This window comes from Pandoraea soli (genome assembly GCF_902459595.1).
Taxonomy (GTDB): Bacteria; Pseudomonadota; Gammaproteobacteria; order Burkholderiales; family Burkholderiaceae; genus Pandoraea; species Pandoraea cepalis.
The window spans coordinates 61,780-81,391 of sequence record NZ_CABPSG010000008.1 but is presented as its reverse complement, the minus strand read 5'-3'; the positions used below and the strand labels follow the sequence as shown (position 1 = coordinate 81,391).

Below are 19,612 nucleotides of genomic sequence, written 5' to 3'. Positions count from 1 at the left end.
TTGCCGTCCCATCCCATCCGCAGAAGGTGAAATCGCGCCCCGCAGGCGTCGCGTGGTATTCGGCGCGCTCATCCAGCCAAGACGACGCTCTCGTGTGAGGAGACCATCATGACCCGCAAATACATCGATTGCCGGGAATTCCCTAGCGCAATGAACTGTTCCGTAGCGCTATCCGCGGATTCCGAAAACGAACTGCTGGAGGCGGCCGTACAACACGCTGTCAAGGTACACGGACATACCGATTCGGCTGAACTGCGTGCCCAACTGCGCACGCTATTTCATGACGGGACACCGCCGGTTGACGCACCGCGTTACGCGTAATCGAACGTCGTTCGCCTGCCGGTCAAGCGTGCTTCGGATACTCCGAGTCGTCGAACAGCACGCACGCGCCATGCGGTGCGGCACCGACATTGCGCCGGAATAGGCGGAACACGTTACGCCACGGGTCGAACGGCCGTTGCGGTTCCGGGGCCGGAGCGCGCGCGGCGAGCGTGGCGTCGTCGACTTCGCAGTGCAACAGGTTCTTCTCGCAATCGATCGTGATGATGTCGCCATCCTGCACGCGCGCGAGCATGCCGCCCTGCTCCGCTTCCGGCGACAGATGAATGGCGGCGGGCACCTTGCCCGACGCACCGGACATTCGCCCGTCGGTCACGAGCGCCACATGATGGCCTTCGTCCTGCAGGAGGCCGAGCATCGGCATGAGCTTGTGCAACTCCGGCATGCCGTTGGCCTGCGGGCCCTGGAAACGCACCACGACGACGACATCGCGCGTCAGTTCTCCCGCCTTGAACGCCGCTTGCGCGCTCTCCTGATCGGAGAACACGCGCGCCGGGGCGCGTACCGTCTGATGCTCCGGCTTGACGGCGGATGACTTGATGACCGCGCGCCCCAGGTTTCCCGCGAGCATGCGCAACCCGCCTTCGCGGGCAAACGGTCGCGATGCCGGGCGCACGATACCCTCGTCGAGACTGTCGTTGGGGGCGTCCTGCCACGAGAGCACGTCGTCGTGCAGCACGGCTTCCCGCGTGTATGCGCGCAGACCGTGGCCCATGACCGTGGTCACGTCATCGTGCAGGAATCCGGCGTCGAGCAACTCGCGAATCAGGAAGTTCAGGCCACCCGCCGCGTGGAACTGGTTCACATCCGCCTTGCCGTTCGGGTAGACGTGAGCGAGCAGCGGTGTGACGTCCGACAGCTCGGCGAAGTCCTGCCAGTCGAGCAGAATGCCGCCGGCATGTGCCATCGCCACCAGATGCAGCGTGTGGTTGGTCGAGCCGCCCGTGGCCAGCAGGCCGACGACGCCGTTGATGAACGCTCGCTCATCGAGAATATGCGACGTGTTGATGCCGGTCTTCGCCAGCGCCACGGCGCGCGCCGTGGCCGCCTGCGTGAGCGCATGACGCAGCGGCGTATGCGGGTTGACGAACGACGCGCCGGGCAAGTGCAGCCCCATGAATTCCATGAGCATCTGATTGCTGTTGGCGGTGCCGTAGAACGTGCAGGTGCCTTCGGTGTGATACGCGGCGAGTTCGGAGTCGAGCAGCGCCGCGCGCGTGACGCGGCCCGCAGCATACTCCTGTCGGATGCGGGACTTCTCGTCGTTGGGCAGCCCGGAGGGCATCGGACCCGCCGGGGTGAAAACGGCGGGCAGATGGCCGAACGCCTGGGCGGCGATGACCAGCCCCGGCACGATCTTGTCACACACGCCGAGGAACATGGCGGCGTCGAACATTTGGTGCGAGAGCGCTACGACCGAAGCCATCGCGATCACATCGCGCGAGAACAGCGAGAGTTCCATGCCCGCATAACCCTGCGTCACGCCATCGCACATCGCGGGCACGCCACCGGCCACCTGCGCGCTGGCGCCATGCGCCCTTGCCGCGGACTTGATGATGTCGGGGAACGCCACGAACGGGGCGTGCGCCGACAACATATCGTTGTAGGCGGTGACGATGCCGATATTTGGCGTGCGCTCGGTGCGGATCTTGATGCGGTCGTCGGCGGGCGCGGCGGCCAGCGCGTGCGCGAGATTGGCGCAGCCGATCGACTCGCGACCGGGCTGCCCCTGCGTGGCGCGGGCCACGCCCTCCAGATAGGCCTGACGGCTTGGACGGCTGCGCTCGATCAGTCGCTGGGTCACACGTTCAACCACCGGATGCAGCGGCACATTTTGCGAAGACTGGGTCATGGGGTGTCCGGAACGTTGTCGGTCGCTCGATGCGGGCGATGTAGTCAAAGAACGAAATTCGGTTGCTTTGAAGTGTAGTTAAACTACAATGCAGTGTCAAAGTTGCGCTTCTTCGGTGACATCCGGACATCTGCCGTGTCCGGCGGCCCATTCGCCGCTCGCTGGTTCGCCAGAGGGCGCGTTCAGCGGTGCCGGGGAGAAGCGTTCGGTCGCATGGGAGTCCACGCTGTCTATGAACACGCCTTCACCCTATACCTTTGTGTTGTTCGGCGCCACCGGCGATTTGTCATTGCGCAAGGTGCTGCCCGCGCTGTTCCGGGCGTTCCGCACGGGGCAATTGGGCGCCGATGCGGACGTTGTCGGCGATGCGAGTACCGGCCGCATTCTGGCGATTGCCCGCAAGCCGATGGAGGCCGCCGCGTACCACCGGTGGTGTGAGGAACACGTGCGCGGGCACATCAAGCCCGATGTCTGGGACGAGGGCGCCTGGTCGCGCTTTCTCGCCACCATCGACTACATGCCGCTCGATCTCGGGCGTGAAGCCGAATTTGGCGTGCTCGCCGAACGCCTCGCCCAACGGCAGGGCGTGCGCATCTTCTATCTGGCCACCGGCCCGTCGCTGTTCATCCCCATCTGCGAAGGGCTGCGCAGCGCCAAACTCAACGAGAACAGCCGGATCGTGCTGGAAAAGCCGCTGGGCCACGATCTGGCTTCGTCGGAGGCGATCAACGACGCGGTGGGCGCGAGCTTTCGCGAAGACCAGATCTATCGCATCGACCATTACCTCGGGAAAGAGGCGGTACAAAACCTGCTGGCGCTGCGCTTCGGCAACGCGATCTTCGAGCCGTTGTGGCGACGCGAGCTGATCGACAGCATTCAGATCACCATTGCCGAGGAAATCGGCGTCGAAGGGCGCGGCGAGTTCTACGAACAGACCGGCGCGCTGCGCGACATGGTGCAAAACCATTTGCTGCAACTGCTCGCCATCGTCGCGATGGAGCCGCCGCTGTCGATGGACGCCGACGCCGTGCGCGACGAGAAGCTGCGCGTGTTGCGCTCGCTGCGCCAGCTCGACGACGACACGGTCGCGCGCAACGTGGTGCGGGGCCAATACGGCGGTGGCGCGATCGGCAAGTCGGCAGTGCCGGCCTATGTCGACGAGCCGGGTGTGCCGCCGTCCAGCCAGACGGAGACGTTCGTGGCCCTCAAGGCCGAGATCGACAACTGGCGCTGGGCCGGCGTGCCGTTCTTCCTGCGCACGGGCAAGCGGCTGGGCGAGCGAGTGGCGGAGATCGTTGTCAACTACCGCGCAACGCCCTATCCGTTGCTCGGTGAAGCGACGGCGCAGGCCGGCGCCAATCGTCTCGTCATCCGCCTGCAGCCGAACGAATCGATTCGTCTTTACTGTCTGGCGAAGCAGCCGGGCGAAGGCATGACCCTGCAATCGGTTCACCTCGACCTGGCGTTCGACCAGTTCTTCAAGGGCCACCGGATGGATGCGTACGAGCGTCTGCTGCTCGACGTCATCAACGGGCGTCTCGCCCTCTTTGTCCGTCGAGACGAGCAAGAGGCGGCCTGGCGCTGGGTCGCGCCGATCCAGGCGTACTGGTCGCGTCAGCACAAAGGGCCGAAGCGTTACGCCGCCGGCACCTGGGGGCCACCCGCCGCAAGCGCGCTTCTGGCGCAGTCCGGCACGAGCTGGGTCGAAGAAGACAACTGAGGCGGATTGCCGGGCGCGGCGCGTCGGTCCAACGCCAAGTCAACCGGAGGCAGACACCCATGATCCATTGGCGAACCTTTCCCACGCGGCAGGCACAGGCGCTGGCGCTCGCCAACGCCGTCGTCGCGCGGCTCGACGAAGCGTTGACGATTCGTCCGCGCGCGCTGCTGGCCGTGTCGGGCGGCACGAGTCCGAAGCCATTTCTCTTGCAACTGGCCCGGCTTCCCGTGGCGTGGCGCGACGTCGACATCACGCTCGTGGACGACCGCTGGCTGCCGCCCACCCATGCCGAGAGCAATGCCCGGCTGGTGGCCGAGACACTGCTGCCCGGTGCGACGGGTGGGCACTGGTTGCCGCTGGTGGACACCGCGACGTCCGCCGCGCTGCAGGTGCGAACGCTCAACGACACGTGGAGGCATGGCGTGCCGCAAGTGGCCGTGCTCGGCATGGGCGAGGACGGCCATACGGCGTCGCTCTTCGCCGACGCGGCGCAATGGCACGACGCCATCGCCACGCACGACAAATTCGTGCTCGTGCAGCCGCAGCACGCGCCGCACCTGCGCGTGTCGTGGTCGCTCGCCGCGCTCGCGTCCTGCGAGCGCCTCTTGCTGCAAATTCAAGGCCCGGCCAAACGCGCCGTCTTCGAAGCGGCGCAGGCCGAGGTGCAGGACAACGCCATCTCCCGGCTGATCCACTGTGAAGGAGTGAACATCGATGTCTTCTGGAGTGAGGAATAATCCGCCGCACGTAAGCGGTCCGCGACTGCTGGCTGATATCGGCGGTACCAACGCCCGGTTCGCGCTGGAACTCGCACCCGGCGATCTCGTCGAGATCCGCGACTATGCTTGCGACGATTTCTCCGGCGTTCCCGAAGTCATCCGTGCGTATCTTGACGAGGCGGATCACGCTGAGCCGGTGCGGCATGCCGCGATCGCGATTGCGAATCCGATTGCCGGCGACGAGGTGCGCATGACGAATCGCGACTGGCACTTCTCGATTGAAGCGACACGTCGTGCGCTGCGTTTCGAGACGCTGCTGGTCGTCAACGATTTCACCGCACTGGCGATGGCGCTGCCTTACCTGTCCGAGGCACAGAAGCGTCAGGTGGGCGGCGGCGCACCGCAGCCGGGGGGGGTGATCGGCTTGCTCGGTCCCGGCACCGGCGTTGGGGTGTCCGGTTTGATTCCAGCGGCAGATCGCTGGATCGCGCTCGGCAGCGAAGGTGGGCACACGACGTTCGCGCCGGCGGACGCGCGCGAAATCGAGGTGCTCCGCTACGCGTGGAAGCAGTTCCCGCACGTGTCGTTCGAGCGTCTGGTGGCCGGTCCCGGCATGGCGCTCGTCTATCAAGCCTTGGCGGCGCGAGACGGCCGCCCGGCGCCATCGCTGGAGACGCCCGCCATCGTAAAGCTCGCCCAGGCGGGCGATGCGCTCGCGCGTGAGACCGTCGATTGCTTTTGCGCGATGCTGGGCACGCTCGCGGGCAACGTCGCGGTGTCGCTGGGCGCGGTGGGCGGTGTGTACTTGGGGGGCGGCGTGATTCCGAAGCTCGGCACGTTGTTCGAGGACTCACCGTTTCGTCAGCGCTTCGAGGCGAAGGGACGATTCGAGGCGTATCTGAAGGCGATTCCGACTTACGTCATTACGGCCGATCATCCGGCGTTCCTGGGCACGTCCGCCATCCTTGCCGAACAGCTCGGCACGCATGCGGCGGGCGCGGGCGCGCTGATCGACCGTCTGCATCGGTTGCGCGACCGGTTGAGCCCGGCCGAGCAGCGCGTGGCCGAACTCACGCTCAAGCAACCGCGTGCCCTGCTCGCGGAGCCGGTGTCGGAAATCGCGCGTCTGGCGCGGGTGAGCCAGCCCACGGTCATTCGTTTTTGCCGCAAGCTCGGCTGCCAGGGACTGTCGGACTTCAAACTCAAACTCGCGAGTGCGTTGACCGGCACGCTGCCGGTGCGTCATGGACAGGTGCACGTGGGCGACTCGGCGGCGGAATTCAGCGCCAAGGTGCTCGACAACACCGTGTCGTCGATTCTGCAGATGCGCGAGCATCTCGACGCGCGCACGCTCGAGGCGGCCGTTACCTTGCTCGACGGTGCCCGCCGCATCGAGTTCTACGGGCTGGGCAACTCCGGCGTGATCGCGCAGGACGCGCACTACAAGTTCTTCCGCTTCGGCATGCCGACCATCGCGTACGGCGACCCGTATCTGTTGCAGGCGTCGGCGGCACTGTTGGGAGACGGCGATGTGGTGGTCGCCATTTCCGCGTCGGGCCGCTCGGCGGATCTGAACCGAGCGGTCGACATCGCCGTGGCGCGCGGTGCGAAAGTGATTGCGCTCACGGCGCGCAACTCGCCGCTCGCGCGCAAGGCGACGCTCGTGCTGCCCAACGATCACGTCGAGACGATGGGCGCTCACGTGACGATGATCGCGAGAATTCTGCACCTCGCGGCGATCGACGTGCTCGCCGTGGGCGTGGCGATACGGCGCGCCGGGCCAGGGGCGGAGACGGCCGGCGAGGGCGCGCTCGACTGGCTTGGCCACGGCAGCGGACGGGACGCGGAGACGCCTGCCGGTCGTGTCACAATGGGCGCATACTCACCCTCATGATCAAGACAGAAAAGGTTTGCGCATGTCCGAACAAGAACCCGTCCATGCCACCCGATCGATCGCGGATCCGGTGGAAGCCGTTGCCTACCTGAAGACGATTTACGATGCCAACACGGCGTACCTCCGCGCCGCTTTCGACCGTTTCTCCACGCAGAAGGAGGCGGCACGGCGCGTGAGTGCGCATTACCCGTTCATTCGCATCACCACCGAAGATATCACCCAACTGGACAAGCGCCTGTCCTATGGCTTCGTGTCGGGGCCGGGCAGCTATCAGACGACGGTCACGCGACCGGATCTGTTCGAAAACTACTACGTCGAGCAGCTTCGCCGTCTGGCACACAATCACGGCGTGGCCTTCGAAGTGGGCGTGTCCGACGAGCCGATCCCTGTGCACTTCGCCTTTCAGGACGGCGTGTACCTCGAAGGCGATCTCGATCAGACGCATCTGCGCGCCATGCGCACCGCGTTCGACGTGCCCGATCTGGCGACCATGGACGACAGCATCGTGAACGGCACGCGCGATCCGATGCCCGGCGAGATCTTGCCGCTGGCTCTGTTCACGGCACCGCGCGTTGATTACTCGCTGCATCGCCTGCGCCATTACACGGCGACGTCGCCCGAAAATTTTCAGAACTACGTGCTCTTCACGAACTACCAGTTCTATATCGACGAGTTCGTCGAACTGGGACGCGAGCTGATGAGCGCGACCGACGATCCGGCCTTACGCGAATATCGCAGTCAGTACACGGCGTTCGTCGAACCGGGCAACGTCACGCACTGGAACCAGAACATTGCCGCGCTCGACGCGCGAGGCACGCCGCCGCCGCGCCTGCCGCAGATGCCGGCATATCACCTCGTGCGCCCGGACAACACGGGCATCACGATGGTCAATATCGGCGTGGGACCTTCCAACGCGAAGACCATCACCGATCACATTGCCGTGCTGCGCCCGCACGCCTGGGTCATGCTGGGTCATTGCGCCGGGCTGCGCAACTCGCAGCGTCTGGGCGACTACTGCCTGGCGCACGGGTACGTGCGCGAGGATCACGTGCTCGACGACGATCTGCCGCTATGGGTGCCGGTGCCGCCGCTGGCCGAGGTGCAGGTTGCGCTCGAGCGAGCCGTGGCCGACGTCACGCAACTCGACGACTTCGAACTCAAGCGCGTGATGCGCACGGGCACGGTCGTCACGGTCGACAATCGCAACTGGGAATTGCGCGATCACCGCGAGCCGGTGCAGCGCATGAGTCAAAGCCGGGCGATTGCACTCGACATGGAGAGTGCGACGATTGCGGCGAACGGCTTCCGTTTCCGGGTGCCGTATGGCACCTTGCTCTGCGTGAGCGACAAGCCGCTGCACGGGGAGCTGAAGTTGCCCGGCATGGCGGACCGGTTCTATCGCGAACGCGTCGACCAGCATCTGAAGATCGGCGTGAAGGCGATGGAGTTGCTGCGCAATAACGGTCTGGATCGTCTTCACAGTCGCAAGCTGCGCAGTTTCAACGAAGTCGCGTTTCAGTAACGGACGCCGGCGACCGCTCAGGAAAACACGCGCCTGGCGTGAATGCCCAGACCCAGCGCCACGCTGGCGAGCCGGTCGCCGAATACCGGTGTTGCTTTCGGAAAGGCCGCGCACATGGCACCGGAAAGGCTGCGCAGCCCCGTGGAGCCGCCGGTGAAGTAGAGCGCATCGACATCCTCGGCGCGCAGGCCGGCCAACGCCGCCGTATGCACGGCGCCTGCCGTGATGCTCGCGATTTCGTCGCTGACCGCTTCCACCAGACCCGCTTCCGAGAACGCGACCGCGAGATCGCGTTCGATCACCGACAGATCGATGCGCGTCTCGCCGCCTGAGGCGACGTTGATCTTCGCGTCTTCGGCATGACCGACGAGCGCGTGTCCAAGGCGTTGCTCGACCGTGCGCATCAGGCGCCGGTGATGGGCAGGGTCGGCGTACAGATGCGCCGTGAGCGCCAGTTCGCCAACGCGCTTCGGCGTGTAGACCGTGTTGATCAGATGCCAGGTTGCCAGATCGAAATAGATCCGGTTCGGCACTTCCTTGCCGTCGGGACCGAGCGCCTTGTAACCGAGTTCGCGCAGGATCGTGGCCAACTCGATGCGGCGGTCGAAGTCCGTGCCGGCGATATGCACGCCGTGGTGGGCGAGCACGTCGTCCTTGCGATCCAGATGGCGTGCCCGTTCCGGTCCGACACGCACCAGCGAGAAGTCCGAGGTGCCGCCGCCAATATCGATGACGAGCACCTGCTGTTCATCGCTCAGACGCGATTCGTAATCGAACGCGGCCGCAATCGGCTCGAACTGGAAATGGACGTCATGGAAACCCACGTCGCGCGCGCTTTGTTCGAGCGAGCGTTGCGCGGCCGCGTCGGCGCGCGGATCGTCGTCGACGAAAAACACGGGGCGGCCCATGACCACGTGACGCAAATCGCCGCCGCTGGATTTCTGCGCGTGCGTGCGCAGATGGCGCAGGAACGTGGCGATGATGTCGATATAGCGCATCGCCGACCCGTTACCGAGGTCGGTGGTGCTTTCGATCAGGGAGGAGCCGAGCAGGCTCTTGAGCGAGCGCATGAGGCGCCCGTCGTAGCCATCGACGTAATCGGCGACGGCCTGACGGCCGAACGACACGCGGCCACCTTCATCGGCATTGAAGAATACGGCGGTCGGCAGCGTGCCGTAGCCGGCTTCCAGCTCGACCAGACGCATGGCGGCGCCGTCTTGCACGGCGACGGCAGAATTCGAAGTGCCGAAATCGATGGCGCAGAAGCTCATGGCATTTGCGGCCCGCACAGGCGAGCCGTAAAAGGTCGGCAGTGTAGCACGGCCGGACGGTCGACCGGATGGAGGCGCTCCGGCGAGCGCTGCACGACGCTCATCCGCGTGCCGAATTCGCGTCAGGCTGGGCGGCGGGCAGCGTGCGCAGGCTGCTCACCACGGCCGCCACCGCAGCGAACGCGGCCGCGACATAGAGCGAGGCGCGCGTGCCGAAGCCCGACGGAGCGACGCTGAAGATGAGGGCCACGAGCGCCGCGCCGGTCGTCTGCCCGGTCAGGCGGGCGGTGCCCAGCATGCCACTCGCGCCGCCGCTGCGATGGGCGGGCGCGGCCATCAGCATTGCGTAGTTGTTGGGCGACTGAAACAGGCCAAAGCCGAAACCGCACAGGGCCATGCGCCAGACGATATCGACCGATTGCGGGTGCGCGGGCAGCAGGCCGAGCGCGAGCAGGCCGAGGGCGAACGCCGCCAGACCGATCGCGCCGAGCAGGCCCGGTTTGTAATACTCCAGCAGCCGCCCGGCCAGCGGCGCGACGACAACAATGGTGAGCGGCCAGGCCGTCATCAGCAAGCCGGTCTGCACACGATCAAAGCCGAGCGAATCCTGCAGGAAGAAGGGCAGCGCGACAAACGCGAGCATTTGCGCGCAGAACGACGCCATCGACGTGCAGATCGACAGCCCGAAAATCGGAATGCGCAGCAGGTCCAGCGGCAACAGCGGCACGGGCTGGGTGCGTTGGCGTCGCACGAAGACCGTACCGATGACGAGCGCGGCGGCGACTTCGAGCGCGACCAGCCAACGCGCCTGGCCATGCCCGAAAGCGTCGATGCCGGAGATGAGCAAGCCGAAGGTGAGCGCACTCAACAGCGCCCCGGTCCAGTCGAAGGGGTGCGAGGCGCGGGCCGTGTCGGGCAGCGAGCGCACGGCGATGGCAAACGCGACGACGCCGAGCGGCACATTGATGGCGAAGAGCCACGGCCAGTGCGCGATGGACAGCACGCCGGCGGCAATCGTCGGGCCCGCGGCGGATGAGATGGCAACGATGAGCGCGTTGAGCGAGACGCCGCGCCCGAGCCAGCGCGACGGGTAGATGGCTTTCACCAGCGCGGTGTTCACACTCATGATGCCGGCCGCACCGAAGCCCTGCACCACGCGGGCGAGCGTGAGCGTAACGAGCGAATCCGAGAGCGCACAGCCAAGCGAGGCGACGGTGAACAGCGCGAGCCCGACCGTATAGACGCGGCGATAACTCACAATCTCGCCGAGTGCGGCGAGCGGCAGCAACGAGATGGTGATGGCGAGCTGGTAGGCGTTGACGATCCAGATCGACGTGGCGGGACTGGCGTTGAGGTCGCGCGCGATCGTGGGGAGCGCCACGTTGGCAATCGCCCCATCGAGCACCGCGAGCGAGATCGCGAGCATGACGGTCGCAACGGCCCATACCCGGGCGGGCATGGGCATACCGTCGGTGTGTGTGTCGGACATGTGAGCAACGGAAGACGGGACGGGCGAGCACCGTGACGCCAAAGCGGGCGGTGCGCACAACGAAAGCGCCATCCTGCCCGAAATTCCTGGACCACGCGGTGCCCTGGCGCGGAGCCTTGTGTTTACAAGGGTTTCACTTGTTCCGTTGTGTTTTGTTGGATGGAACCCGTGTTCCGATGGTTAAAACACGTTCATCGATAGCAATCACTTGCCTCAAGCCGCCGTGGCGCCATCGTGGAAGCGAGCGATCCGGATGTTGCCGAGCGGGTGATACGTCGAGCCGGTCGCAATGGCGGCGAGATCGACATCGCTGTCGAGTATCGTCTGCACGCCGATGGCGGCGATCGTGCTGGCCGGCGAGCGTCCCGGGCAGGTGTGGGCGCCGTGCCCGAAGGTCCAGGCCACGTCGTCCGGCGCGGCACCGGCGGGCGCGGCGGCAAGCACCACCAGGATCGCATCGCCGCGGGCGAGCGTTCGTTCATGGATGATGGTGGGCGCGTGCAGGAATCGCCGGGTGTTCTGCACCGGCGGATCGTAACGGATCACGTCGCCGATGGCCGTGATGGCAACGGCGAAGTGGGCCGGTAGTGATTGAGCACCGTTGACGGAGGGCATCGCGCCTTGCGACGTGTGCTGCGCGATTCTGCGCAGGCTGTTGGCCACGAGTCCGGCGCAGGCGTCATGCGTTTGTGTAAAGAGGCCCACGACATTCGCCGTGAGCGCCCCGTAGTCGATGGCATCGTCGCGCGCGGCGCTTCGCGCCGTGTCGCGCAACCAAGTGCCTGGGGCGGCATCGTTGTCGAGCCAGCGCATGGCGCGATGGCGAAGCGTCGTGGCGGCGCTGTGTCCGCGTGCGAGCGTCTCGGCGCGCGGAGACGACTGGGAGGACTCGGCCATCGCCGCGACCAGCGCGCGGACGTCGTCGTACACGTCGACCCACTGTGAGGGCGGAACGCCCAGCCACGCCGCGAGGGCATAGATCGGCTGACGGAAGACAAAGTCGTCGAGGCGCGCACAGGGAGTCTCCCCTTGGGCGAGATAGGCGTCTGCACAGGCGGCCTGGCTGGCGTTGCGCAGCCGGTCGAGGGGGGCGCCGTCGGCATGAAGCGTGGCGAGTCGTGCCTTGAGCCAGGGCTTCATTGCCGCATGCGCGGCGCCGTCGTTCATCCTGACGAGCGCGCCAAACCAGTCGCCGGCGGCGCCATTGGCCAACGCCGCCGGGACGGTCGCGCCAACCGGCCGAACACCACACGCCGGATGGCGCAGCACGGCGGCCATGGCTTGCGGGCTGGCGGCGACCCACATCCCGAGCGAGGCATCGAAATCGAACGGACGTCGCGCGGCGAGCGACTGGTAGTACGGATACGGGTTGGGATGCACGACGGCGGCCAGCGCATTGGCGGGCGGCGGCACGGTGCGGAGATCGGCGGTGGCGGCAATCATGGCGGGCATCTCGATTTGACGGGGACGGGGTTCATCATGGCGCATCGCCCGACCGGCACGTTTCATCCCATGCTGAAGTGTTGAACGCATCCCCCAGCCTATACTGCCGATGCTGCGCTTCATCATCCTGACAGGAGTCCTGCTGTGGACATCGCAAGAGATCACGCCCCCGGCGTCAGTTCGCTCGCCGCGTTGCTCGCCGATGCCGGGCGCATGACCATGCTGTGGGCGTTGATGGACGGTTCCGCCCGCCCGGCGGGGGAGTTGGCGTTGGTGGCCGGGCTGTCGCCTTCCAGTGCAAGCGGCCATCTTGCCCGACTGGTCGACGGCGGCGTGCTGGCGCAGGAAGCGCGCGGACGCCACCGTTATTTCCGCATCGCCACGCCCGAGACCGCCGCGGCCATCGAAGCGCTTGCCAGCGCCGTGCTTGCCACGCGGGACCTGCGGCCGCGCTCTGTCCCTGTCAGTCGTTCCACGCCGATGCCGCTTCGCCACGCGCGGACCTGCTACGACCATCTCGCTGGGGAAGTTGCGGTCGATCTCTTCGCGCGGATGCATGCGCACCGTTGGCTCCGGATCGACGGTAGCGACGTGGCGCTCACGGATATGGGCGTGGAGGGACTCACGGCCGTGGGTGTCAACCTCGCCACGGCCCGCGCCCATCGACGCCGCTTCGCCTGCACCTGCCCCGACTGGAGCGAGCGCAAGCCGCATCTGGGCGGCGCGTTGGGGGCGGCGCTGCTCAGCACCTGCCTCGACGCCAAGTGGCTCGAACCCACACGGGAGCCGCGCGCGTTGCGCGTCACGCCACTAGGGGAACGCAAGCTCGCGGCCATCGCGCTCTGAAGCGAGGCGGTGGCGGTGAAGTAACGAAGGCTCAGCCCCGCTCGGCAGCGGCGAGAAACGCAGGTGCGTCGGCCAGGAGGATGGCGAGATCGGCAGCGCCCGACTTCACCGCTCGCGCGGTGCGCTCGCGCGTCAACGTATCGGTGCCCACCAGCGAGCGCGGACCGGCAACGCTCAGGGCTGCCAACGGTCTGCCGTGAGCGTCAAGCACAGCGGCGGCGCAGGCGTCGATACCCGCTTCGAAGCCGTCCTGACTCCAGGCGCATCCGGCGTCGCGATCACGTTCGAGCTGTGCGTCGAGCGCAGCATGCGTGCGTGCGCTTTGCGCCGTGGCGGCAGCGAGCGGTTCCGGCCCGAGCAACGCACGGCGGCGCTCGGTGCTCAGATGCGCGAGCAGCGACCGGCCCGGTGCCGTCAAATGCGCCGTGACGCGGCTGCCCGCGCGGATATTGCTCACGAGCGGCAACGCCGGCGTTTCGCACAGCAGATAGCGAACCTGGGCGCCGTCGAGCACGGTGAGATAGCTCGATAGTCCGGTCTCGGTCGTCACGCGCGTGAGTACGCGCCGCGCTGTCGCCAGGTGATCCTCGCCGGCGAGTGCGCTGGCCGCCAGCGTCAGGAAATTCAATCCGAGCCGATGGCCACCCTGCGGCAACGGCTCCAGCACGCCCTCGAATTGGAGCGTCTCGATCAAACGCATGACGGTCACCCGATTCACCCCAATGCGGCGGCCGACGTCGCTGACATTGGCGGTCGACCCGCCGTCCGCCACGAAGCGCAGCAGCTTGAGCGCACGCATGACCGGCGTCACGAGGCCCGCGTGTCCGGTGTCTTGCGCGTCGGTCGTGGACTCAACGTCTTGCGTAGCTTTGTTCATGCGGTCGATTCCAGTCATCGGGGGCATCGGGAGCATCGATAAAGGGCGGCGCAGCGATCGCACTTGCGCCGCCGCAGGTCACTCAGGCCGCGAGCGGGACTTGCCACGCGTCGTACTCGTAGACCCAGTCGGCATTGCCGCCTTCCTTGAGCCACTGGTTGCCGCGTGAGCCGATCTGCACGCGTGCCGTGCGTTCGCGTCGCGATACCTCGTAGCGCGCGAGCGCGGCGGCGAGCGTGGCGCGCTCGGCGCTCGGGCCCACGGCCGCCAAGTGGCGAGACAGTACCACAGCATCTTCGATCGCCATGCCGGCGCCTTGTGCCATGAACGGCATCATCGGATGGCTCGCATCGCCCAGCAGCGACACCCGATCGCGCGACCATTGCGGTAACGGATCGCGCACATACAGCGCCGACTTCAGCACGCTGTCGCACGCGTCGAGCAGGGCGCGGGCTTCGGGGTGATAGTCGGCGTACATCGCGCGCAACTCGTGCACGTCGCCGGGTGCCGTCCACGATTCCAACGTCCAGCTGTCCTGCGGCGTCGTGGCGAAGACAAAGATGTCGCGGCCGAGATTGAGCGGGAACGTCACGATCTGGCTCGACGGGGTCGGTCCCCACCACTTCGTGAACGCGCCGAGATTCGGCACGCCGTCGAGTTTGTCCGCGGGCACGACCGCGCGATACGCCACCACGCCGGTGAACTCCGGCGATTCCGGCCCGAACAGGCCGGTGCGCACGACCGAGTGGATGCCGTCCGCGCCGATGAGCACATCGACGTCGTCGTGCGTGCCGTCCGCGAACGCCAGTCGGATGGGGCCGGGCTGCGCGTTGCCCGGCGCTTCGAACGATACGAGTTTCTTGCCCAGCGCGATCGATGTCGCGGGCACGGCCTGCTCCAACGCCTGCAACAGGTCGGCGCGGTGCATCGTGAGTTGCGGCGCGCCGTATTTCGTCTGCGCCGTGCGGGCCATCTCCAGCCGCGAAGTCTCCTCGCCCGAATCCCAGGTGCGGCTGATGCGATGGCTCGGTTGCGCGGCCGATTGGCGCAAGGCGTCGCCGACCCCGAGGCCGTCGAGCGCGCGCACGGCGTTGGGTGTCAGGTTGATGTCCGCGCCGACCCGGGCGAACTGCGCTGCCTGCTCATACACGCGCACACGGAAACCTGCGCGCAGTAAGCCGATGGCGGCGGCCAGACCGCCGATGCCGGCACCGTTGATACCGATGAGAGGAGCTTGCATGGGAACATCCTTTGACGAAAGTGACGACAAACCAGAAAAATAATAAGTTCAAATATGAACATGATGTTCAAATATTATTGTTTTTGATTCGATCAAAGGCAAGGCATCCTCGGGTAAATCCCGAGGAAACGGACAAGCCCTGACGGGAGGCGAGCCAGGACGCCCGGCAACGCCCGCGGGACGAACGGTGCCGTTCGCTATGCAGCTGGGGCGGCAATCTTTGTCGCCGCACCCGCGCGTTAGCACGCCAATTTGTTGTTATCAATTCGTGAATCTCCGCTGCGGGACTCATGCGTCACCTGGCCTAAGCTTCGCTCAGTTGGTTTCATAAGTGATCCAACGTTTCATAGGTGGAACGTCGAAATGCAAGCGCGTAACGCGGCGACTGGCTTGGGTTGCTGCGCATCGCATCCGGCGTATTCACCGTTCTCGAATCATCGAATGACAGGAGTACACAGATGAAGCGGTTTCCGATGGGGCGGATCCCTGGCATGACGGCGCTGGCGGCGGCGATGCTGCTGGCGGCGGGGGTGCCGGTCGCTGCGCAGGCGCAGAGCAACGTCACGATCTACGGCAGTCTGGATGCCGGCATGGCGTACGTGAACAACCAGGGCGGCAACGCGAACTGGATCGCCCAGCAGGGCGCGACGCAGCCGGATCGCTGGGGCTTTCGCGGGGTCGAGGATCTGGGCGGTGGCAATCGCGCCATCTTCCAACTGGAAAACGGCTTCTCGACGCTCTCCGGCAACACGGTCAAGGCGGGCGCGATGTTCAACCGCCAGTCGTGGGTCGGTCTGCAGTCGGACAAGATGGGCACGCTGACCATCGGTCACATGACCACGTTCAACTTCGACTGGCTCGGGCCGATGAGCACGGCCTACCTGGGCATGAACTGGTACATGTTCCACCCGGGTAACGTCGACGAGCTGGCGAACACGTCCGTCGTACAGGTCGACAACTCCGTGCGCTACGTCACGCCGGATTTCGCCGGCTTCAAGGCGGGCAGCATGATCTCGTTCGGCAACAACACGAACTTCGCCAACGGGCGCAAGTGGAGTGTGGCCGCGAACTATTCGAACGGCGGCTTCAAGGCGTCGGCGGTCTACTCGAACGAGAACAACCGCACGCCGAACGTGGCCGTGCTCGGCGGCGCGACCTTCCAGGGGCAGGCGGTCGGCAGCTACGCGGCGTCGAACGTCGAGAACATGGGCGCCGGCGTGTCGTATGGCTTCGGACCGTGGCTGCTGCATGCGTTGTACACCCGCGTGAAACTGCAATCGCCGGGCTTCAGCGACACTTACCAGTCGTTCGACGGCGGTGCCAACTATGCGACGGGCGTGGCCAACACGATTACCTTCGGCGCGGCCACGACCTCGCTGACGGGCAAGCGCTGGACGCAGGTCAGCCTGGGTGACGTCTACGCGTTTTCCAAGCGCACGCAGGTGTACCTGAGTGGGGTGTATCAACACGCGAGCGGCAATGGGGCGGTGACGGCCATCAACACGATCGGCGCCTCGTCGACGGGCAATCAGTTCATCATCCTGTCGGGCGTGCATCACTCGTTCTGACGCCTCGCAACGCCAACGCATCGCGAGACGCACCTTGTGGTCTCACTTCCCACGCCGGCCGGCCTTTGCCTGCCGGCGTTTTTTTTCGCTCCGGCCGTTGTGCTTGCTGTGCAACGCCTGTGGATGCGGGTTTCCCCTAGTCAAAAAACAATTTTGAACGGGCGAATCCCTCCCTATAATTGATCCATAAGTAAATCAACGTTTTACATATGAAACGTATCCCGCAAGGGAGGACAGGTGGCAAGCCATGCAGGCGAAACGACGCAGCAGGCTGCCCGAGGCAAGTTGAACATCCAGAAACACGGTGGTTTCCCATGCTCAGGTCGATTCAATTGAAGGACGCGAACGTTGCCGAGGCGAATGCCGAGGCACGTCAGGCGCAGCCGGCGGCGGCACCCGTGCCGTTCGCCATCGAATACCGCGGCGTCACGCGTCGGTTCAAAAATCGCCAGGGCAAGGGCGAGATGACGGCCGTCTCGGACGTCTCCATCGGCATCAAGGCCGGTGAGTTCGTCTCGCTGATCGGCCCGAGCGGCTGCGGCAAGAGCACGCTGCTCAACATGGGCGCCGGTCTCTACGCGCCGAGCGAGGGGCAGGTGACGCTCGCGGGTAAGCCGGTGCGCGGCCCGTCGCAGCAAGTCGCATTCATGTTGCAGAAGGACCTGCTCATGCCGTGGCGCTCGATTCAGAAAAACGTCGAGCTGGGCATGCAGATCCGTGGGCGCAGCAAGGCCGAGCGGGCGGAAGTGGCCAAGGCGCTGCTCGCGCGCTGCCACCTGAAGGGTTTCGAGAATCACTATCCGCACCAGCTCTCGGGCGGCATGCGTCAGCGCGCCGCCCTGGCCCGCACGCTGGCCGTCGAGCCCGACGTGCTGCTCATGGACGAGCCGTTCTCTGCGCTCGATGCGCAGACCAAGATGGTGCTCCAGCAGGATCTCGCGCAAATGCTCGCCGTCGAAGGCAAAACGGCGCTGATGATCACCCACGATCTCGCCGAAGCCATTGCGCTGTCGGACCGTGTGTTCGTGATGAGCGAGCGCCCGGGCACGATCATCGAGGAAATCACGGTCGATCTGCCGCACCGCGACAACCCGATCGAGCGCCGCAAGCAGGCGGGCATGAACGAATACGTGGCCCATCTGATGGAGCTGCTCAAGGTGGGTCGCGACGACCATCTCGGCTGATCCTCGTATACGACACCGCAAGACACTGGAATCCCCGCTATGAAATCCCTTTCCAAAACGCAACTGACCGTTGGCAGCTTCCTGTTGCTGCTGATCTTCGCGGCCGTCTGGCAATGGGGCCCGACGGCGTTCGGCGTGCCCGAGTTCGTGCTGCCCAAGCTGTCGTCGACCGTGATCGAAGGCGCCCGCATGTTCCAGGTCGAGAACCTGTGGCTGCACATCGGCGTGACGGCGCTCGAAGTGATCGCGGGCTTCGTGATCGGCTCGGCGCTGGGCGTGCTGATAGGCGTGGTCCTCGGCCTGTCGCCGTCGACCGAAGCCATGCTTTCGCCGTACATCCTCGCGCTGCAGATTGCACCGAAGGTCGCGTTCGCGCCGCTGTTCGTCATGTGGATGGGCTACACGATCTACCCGAAGATTCTCGTGGCCGTGCTGATCGTCTTCTTCCCCGTGATGATCAACGTGCTCGGCGCCGTGCGCGCCGTCGATCCGGACATGGTCAACCTGGTGCGTGCCCTGTGCGGCCGCCGCTGGCAGATCTTCCGCTTCGTTGAATTCCCGTCGGCCATGCAGGCGCTCTTCGCGGGCTTGCGCATCGCGTCGACGCTGGCCGTCATCGGCGTGACCGTGGGAGAACTCGTCGGTGGCGACCGTGGCCTGGGCTACCTGTTGGTGTATGGCGAAGGCCAGGGCAATACCGCGATGGTGTTCGTCTCCATCGCCGGACTCACCGTCATCGGTATCGCGGCGTATGCCGCCGTGGTCTGGCTGGAACGCCGCGCGTTGCATTACGTGCCGCGTGCCGCCATGAACATCGCCTGAACGACGAGGAATTTCACCGTGAACGAACTGCCCATCCCCCCGCTCGACGCCAACACGCTGGCGCCGCTCGACGGCAAGAAGCTGCTGATCACCGGTGGCGCGCGCGGCCTTGGCGAAGGGTTCGTCCGTGCCGCCGTGACACGCGGCGCGCAAGTGACGATTGCCGATATCGCGTCGCAGGCCGGCGAGGCCCTCGCGGCCGAACTGAGCGGTGCTGGACATGCCGTGTCGTTCGTGCGTGTCGACCTGTCCGATCCGGCATCCGTGGACACGGCCGCCAAGGGGGCTGCCGAGCGCATGGGCGGCATCGACGGGCTGGTCAACAACGGCGCGATCACCAACTCGGGCGGCAAGCTGGCCGCTGAGCTGAGCGTCGAGACGTGGGACGCGGTCATGAACGTCAACGTGCGCGGCACCTGGCTCATGACGATGGCGGCGCTGCCGTTCCTGCGCGCATCGGGGCAGGGGCGTGTCGTGAACATCGCGTCGGATACCGCGCTGTGGGGCGCGCCGCGCCTGCTCGCTTACACCGCCAGCAAGGGGGCCGTCATGGCGATGACACGTTCGCTCGCCCGCGAACTCGGCCCGGACGGCATCACCGTCAACGCGATCGCGCCGGGACTCGTCGAGGTGGAAGCCACGGCGTACGTGCCCGCCGAGCGTCATCGTCATTACCTGGAGGGACGCGCGCTGCCGCGCGCCCAGGTGCCCGACGACGTGATCGGCCCCGTGCTGTTCCTGCTCTCCGATGCTTCCCGTTTCGTGACCGGGCAGGTGCTGCCGGTCAACGGCGGCTTCGTGATGCCCTGACGAGCCGTTCTTATTC

At 65.9% G+C, this 19,612-nt stretch carries 16 protein-coding genes; 10 read left to right on the top strand and 6 right to left on the bottom strand.

The genetic code is table 11. The features are described from left to right. The first annotated feature begins 108 nt into the window (after nucleotides 1–108). Nucleotides 109–321: a DUF1059 domain-containing protein gene (locus tag PSO31014_RS15260; RefSeq protein ID WP_150552379.1), complete on the top strand. Its 213-nt coding sequence runs from the start codon at nucleotides 109–111 to the stop codon at nucleotides 319–321. Nucleotides 322–343: 22 nt separating this feature from the next. Here PSO31014_RS15260 and edd read toward each other — a convergent pair whose 3' ends face one another. Continuing rightward, complete coding sequence (edd, locus tag PSO31014_RS15255) at nucleotides 344–2,191, bottom strand: phosphogluconate dehydratase (RefSeq protein ID WP_174976530.1); 1,848 nt, start codon at nucleotides 2,189–2,191, stop codon at nucleotides 344–346. A gap of 232 nt (nucleotides 2,192–2,423) precedes the next feature. Between edd and zwf the strand changes: the two genes are divergently transcribed. The 4 genes from zwf to PSO31014_RS15235 are packed head-to-tail and all read left to right on the top strand — an operon-like array spanning nucleotide 2,424 to nucleotide 8,046. Continuing rightward, nucleotides 2,424–3,911, top strand: coding sequence for a glucose-6-phosphate dehydrogenase (gene zwf / locus PSO31014_RS15250; protein WP_150552378.1), 1,488 nt, complete (start codon nucleotides 2,424–2,426; stop codon nucleotides 3,909–3,911). A 59-nt stretch (nucleotides 3,912–3,970) separates the two neighbouring features. Further along, nucleotides 3,971–4,648 (top strand): 6-phosphogluconolactonase, encoded by a 678-nt coding sequence (gene pgl, locus PSO31014_RS15245; protein ID WP_150552377.1) that lies wholly within the window; start codon nucleotides 3,971–3,973, stop codon nucleotides 4,646–4,648. Further along, nucleotides 4,626–6,524, top strand: a complete 1,899-nt coding sequence (locus PSO31014_RS15240; protein WP_174976529.1) for a bifunctional transcriptional regulator/glucokinase — start codon at nucleotides 4,626–4,628, stop codon at nucleotides 6,522–6,524. The genes pgl and PSO31014_RS15240 overlap by 23 nt, the downstream gene beginning before the upstream one ends. A 22-nt stretch (nucleotides 6,525–6,546) precedes the next feature. Beyond that, nucleotides 6,547–8,046, top strand: a complete 1,500-nt coding sequence (locus PSO31014_RS15235; protein ID WP_150552376.1) for an AMP nucleosidase — start codon at nucleotides 6,547–6,549, stop codon at nucleotides 8,044–8,046. A 17-nt stretch (nucleotides 8,047–8,063) separates the two neighbouring features. Here the strand turns inward: PSO31014_RS15235 and PSO31014_RS15230 are convergent, their stop codons facing one another. The 3 genes from PSO31014_RS15230 to PSO31014_RS15220 form a co-directional block, all read right to left on the bottom strand. After that, nucleotides 8,064–9,317 carry an Hsp70 family protein gene (locus tag PSO31014_RS15230; RefSeq protein ID WP_150552375.1) on the bottom strand — a complete coding sequence of 418 codons (1,254 nt, stop codon included), beginning with the start codon at nucleotides 9,315–9,317 and terminating at the stop codon, nucleotides 8,064–8,066. Nucleotides 9,318–9,417: 100 nt separating this feature from the next. Then, a complete protein-coding gene (locus tag PSO31014_RS15225) occupies nucleotides 9,418–10,806 on the bottom strand; it encodes an MFS transporter (protein WP_150552374.1) in 1,389 nt (462 codons plus the stop codon). 213 nt (nucleotides 10,807–11,019) lie between these two features. Then, a complete protein-coding gene (locus tag PSO31014_RS15220; RefSeq protein WP_150552373.1) occupies nucleotides 11,020–12,249 on the bottom strand; it encodes a cytochrome P450 family protein in 1,230 nt (409 codons plus the stop codon). A 213-nt stretch (nucleotides 12,250–12,462) separates the two neighbouring features. On the opposite strand from PSO31014_RS15220, the gene PSO31014_RS15215 reads away from it, so the two are divergent. Continuing rightward, complete coding sequence (locus PSO31014_RS15215; RefSeq protein WP_174976540.1) at nucleotides 12,463–13,095, top strand: ArsR/SmtB family transcription factor; 633 nt, start codon at nucleotides 12,463–12,465, stop codon at nucleotides 13,093–13,095. Between the two features lie 31 nt (nucleotides 13,096–13,126). Here the strand turns inward: PSO31014_RS15215 and PSO31014_RS15210 are convergent, their stop codons facing one another. Both PSO31014_RS15210 and PSO31014_RS15205 read right to left on the bottom strand, forming a co-directional pair. Further along, on the bottom strand, nucleotides 13,127–13,972 hold the full coding sequence (locus tag PSO31014_RS15210; protein WP_150552371.1) for an IclR family transcriptional regulator: 846 nt from the start codon (nucleotides 13,970–13,972) through the stop codon (nucleotides 13,127–13,129). A gap of 82 nt (nucleotides 13,973–14,054) precedes the next feature. Further along, the gene (locus PSO31014_RS15205) at nucleotides 14,055–15,212 is read right to left on the bottom strand and encodes an FAD-dependent monooxygenase (RefSeq protein WP_150552370.1); all 1,158 of its coding nucleotides are present in this window, start codon (nucleotides 15,210–15,212) and stop codon (nucleotides 14,055–14,057) included. A gap of 491 nt (nucleotides 15,213–15,703) precedes the next feature. On the opposite strand from PSO31014_RS15205, the gene PSO31014_RS15200 reads away from it, so the two are divergent. The 4 genes from PSO31014_RS15200 (at nucleotide 15,704) to PSO31014_RS15185 (ending at nucleotide 19,596) form a co-directional block, all read left to right on the top strand. After that, nucleotides 15,704–16,780, top strand: a complete 1,077-nt coding sequence (locus PSO31014_RS15200) for a porin (RefSeq protein WP_174976539.1) — start codon at nucleotides 15,704–15,706, stop codon at nucleotides 16,778–16,780. Nucleotides 16,781–17,094: 314 nt separating this feature from the next. Next, on the top strand, nucleotides 17,095–17,964 hold the full coding sequence (locus tag PSO31014_RS15195; RefSeq protein ID WP_150552368.1) for an ABC transporter ATP-binding protein: 870 nt from the start codon (nucleotides 17,095–17,097) through the stop codon (nucleotides 17,962–17,964). 39 nt (nucleotides 17,965–18,003) lie between these two features. Next, nucleotides 18,004–18,786 carry an ABC transporter permease gene (locus tag PSO31014_RS15190; protein WP_150552367.1) on the top strand — a complete coding sequence of 261 codons (783 nt, stop codon included), beginning with the start codon at nucleotides 18,004–18,006 and terminating at the stop codon, nucleotides 18,784–18,786. Between the two features lie 18 nt (nucleotides 18,787–18,804). Next, entirely contained in the window at nucleotides 18,805–19,596 is a 792-nt protein-coding gene (locus PSO31014_RS15185; protein ID WP_150552366.1) for an SDR family oxidoreductase, read from the top strand. The last annotated feature ends 16 nt before the right edge of the window (nucleotides 19,597–19,612 follow it).

Excerpts from the sequence above, each read along its gene's own strand:
- PSO31014_RS15260 (WP_150552379.1), top strand. The coding sequence starts at position 109 with ATGACCCGCAAATACATCGATTGCCGGGAATTCCCTAGCGCAATGAAC.
- edd (WP_174976530.1), bottom strand. The coding sequence starts at position 2,191 with ATGACCCAGTCTTCGCAAAATGTGCCGCTGCATCCGGTGGTTGAACGT.
- zwf (WP_150552378.1), top strand. The coding sequence starts at position 2,424 with ATGAACACGCCTTCACCCTATACCTTTGTGTTGTTCGGCGCCACCGGC.
- pgl (WP_150552377.1), top strand. The coding sequence starts at position 3,971 with ATGATCCATTGGCGAACCTTTCCCACGCGGCAGGCACAGGCGCTGGCG.
- PSO31014_RS15240 (WP_174976529.1), top strand. The coding sequence starts at position 4,626 with ATGTCTTCTGGAGTGAGGAATAATCCGCCGCACGTAAGCGGTCCGCGA.
- PSO31014_RS15235 (WP_150552376.1), top strand. The coding sequence starts at position 6,547 with ATGTCCGAACAAGAACCCGTCCATGCCACCCGATCGATCGCGGATCCG.
- PSO31014_RS15230 (WP_150552375.1), bottom strand. The coding sequence starts at position 9,317 with ATGAGCTTCTGCGCCATCGATTTCGGCACTTCGAATTCTGCCGTCGCC.
- PSO31014_RS15225 (WP_150552374.1), bottom strand. The coding sequence starts at position 10,806 with ATGTCCGACACACACACCGACGGTATGCCCATGCCCGCCCGGGTATGG.
- PSO31014_RS15220 (WP_150552373.1), bottom strand. The coding sequence starts at position 12,249 with ATGATTGCCGCCACCGCCGATCTCCGCACCGTGCCGCCGCCCGCCAAT.
- PSO31014_RS15215 (WP_174976540.1), top strand. The coding sequence starts at position 12,463 with ATGACCATGCTGTGGGCGTTGATGGACGGTTCCGCCCGCCCGGCGGGG.
- PSO31014_RS15210 (WP_150552371.1), bottom strand. The coding sequence starts at position 13,972 with ATGAACAAAGCTACGCAAGACGTTGAGTCCACGACCGACGCGCAAGAC.
- PSO31014_RS15205 (WP_150552370.1), bottom strand. The coding sequence starts at position 15,212 with ATGCAAGCTCCTCTCATCGGTATCAACGGTGCCGGCATCGGCGGTCTG.
- PSO31014_RS15200 (WP_174976539.1), top strand. The coding sequence starts at position 15,704 with ATGACGGCGCTGGCGGCGGCGATGCTGCTGGCGGCGGGGGTGCCGGTC.
- PSO31014_RS15195 (WP_150552368.1), top strand. The coding sequence starts at position 17,095 with ATGCTCAGGTCGATTCAATTGAAGGACGCGAACGTTGCCGAGGCGAAT.
- PSO31014_RS15190 (WP_150552367.1), top strand. The coding sequence starts at position 18,004 with ATGAAATCCCTTTCCAAAACGCAACTGACCGTTGGCAGCTTCCTGTTG.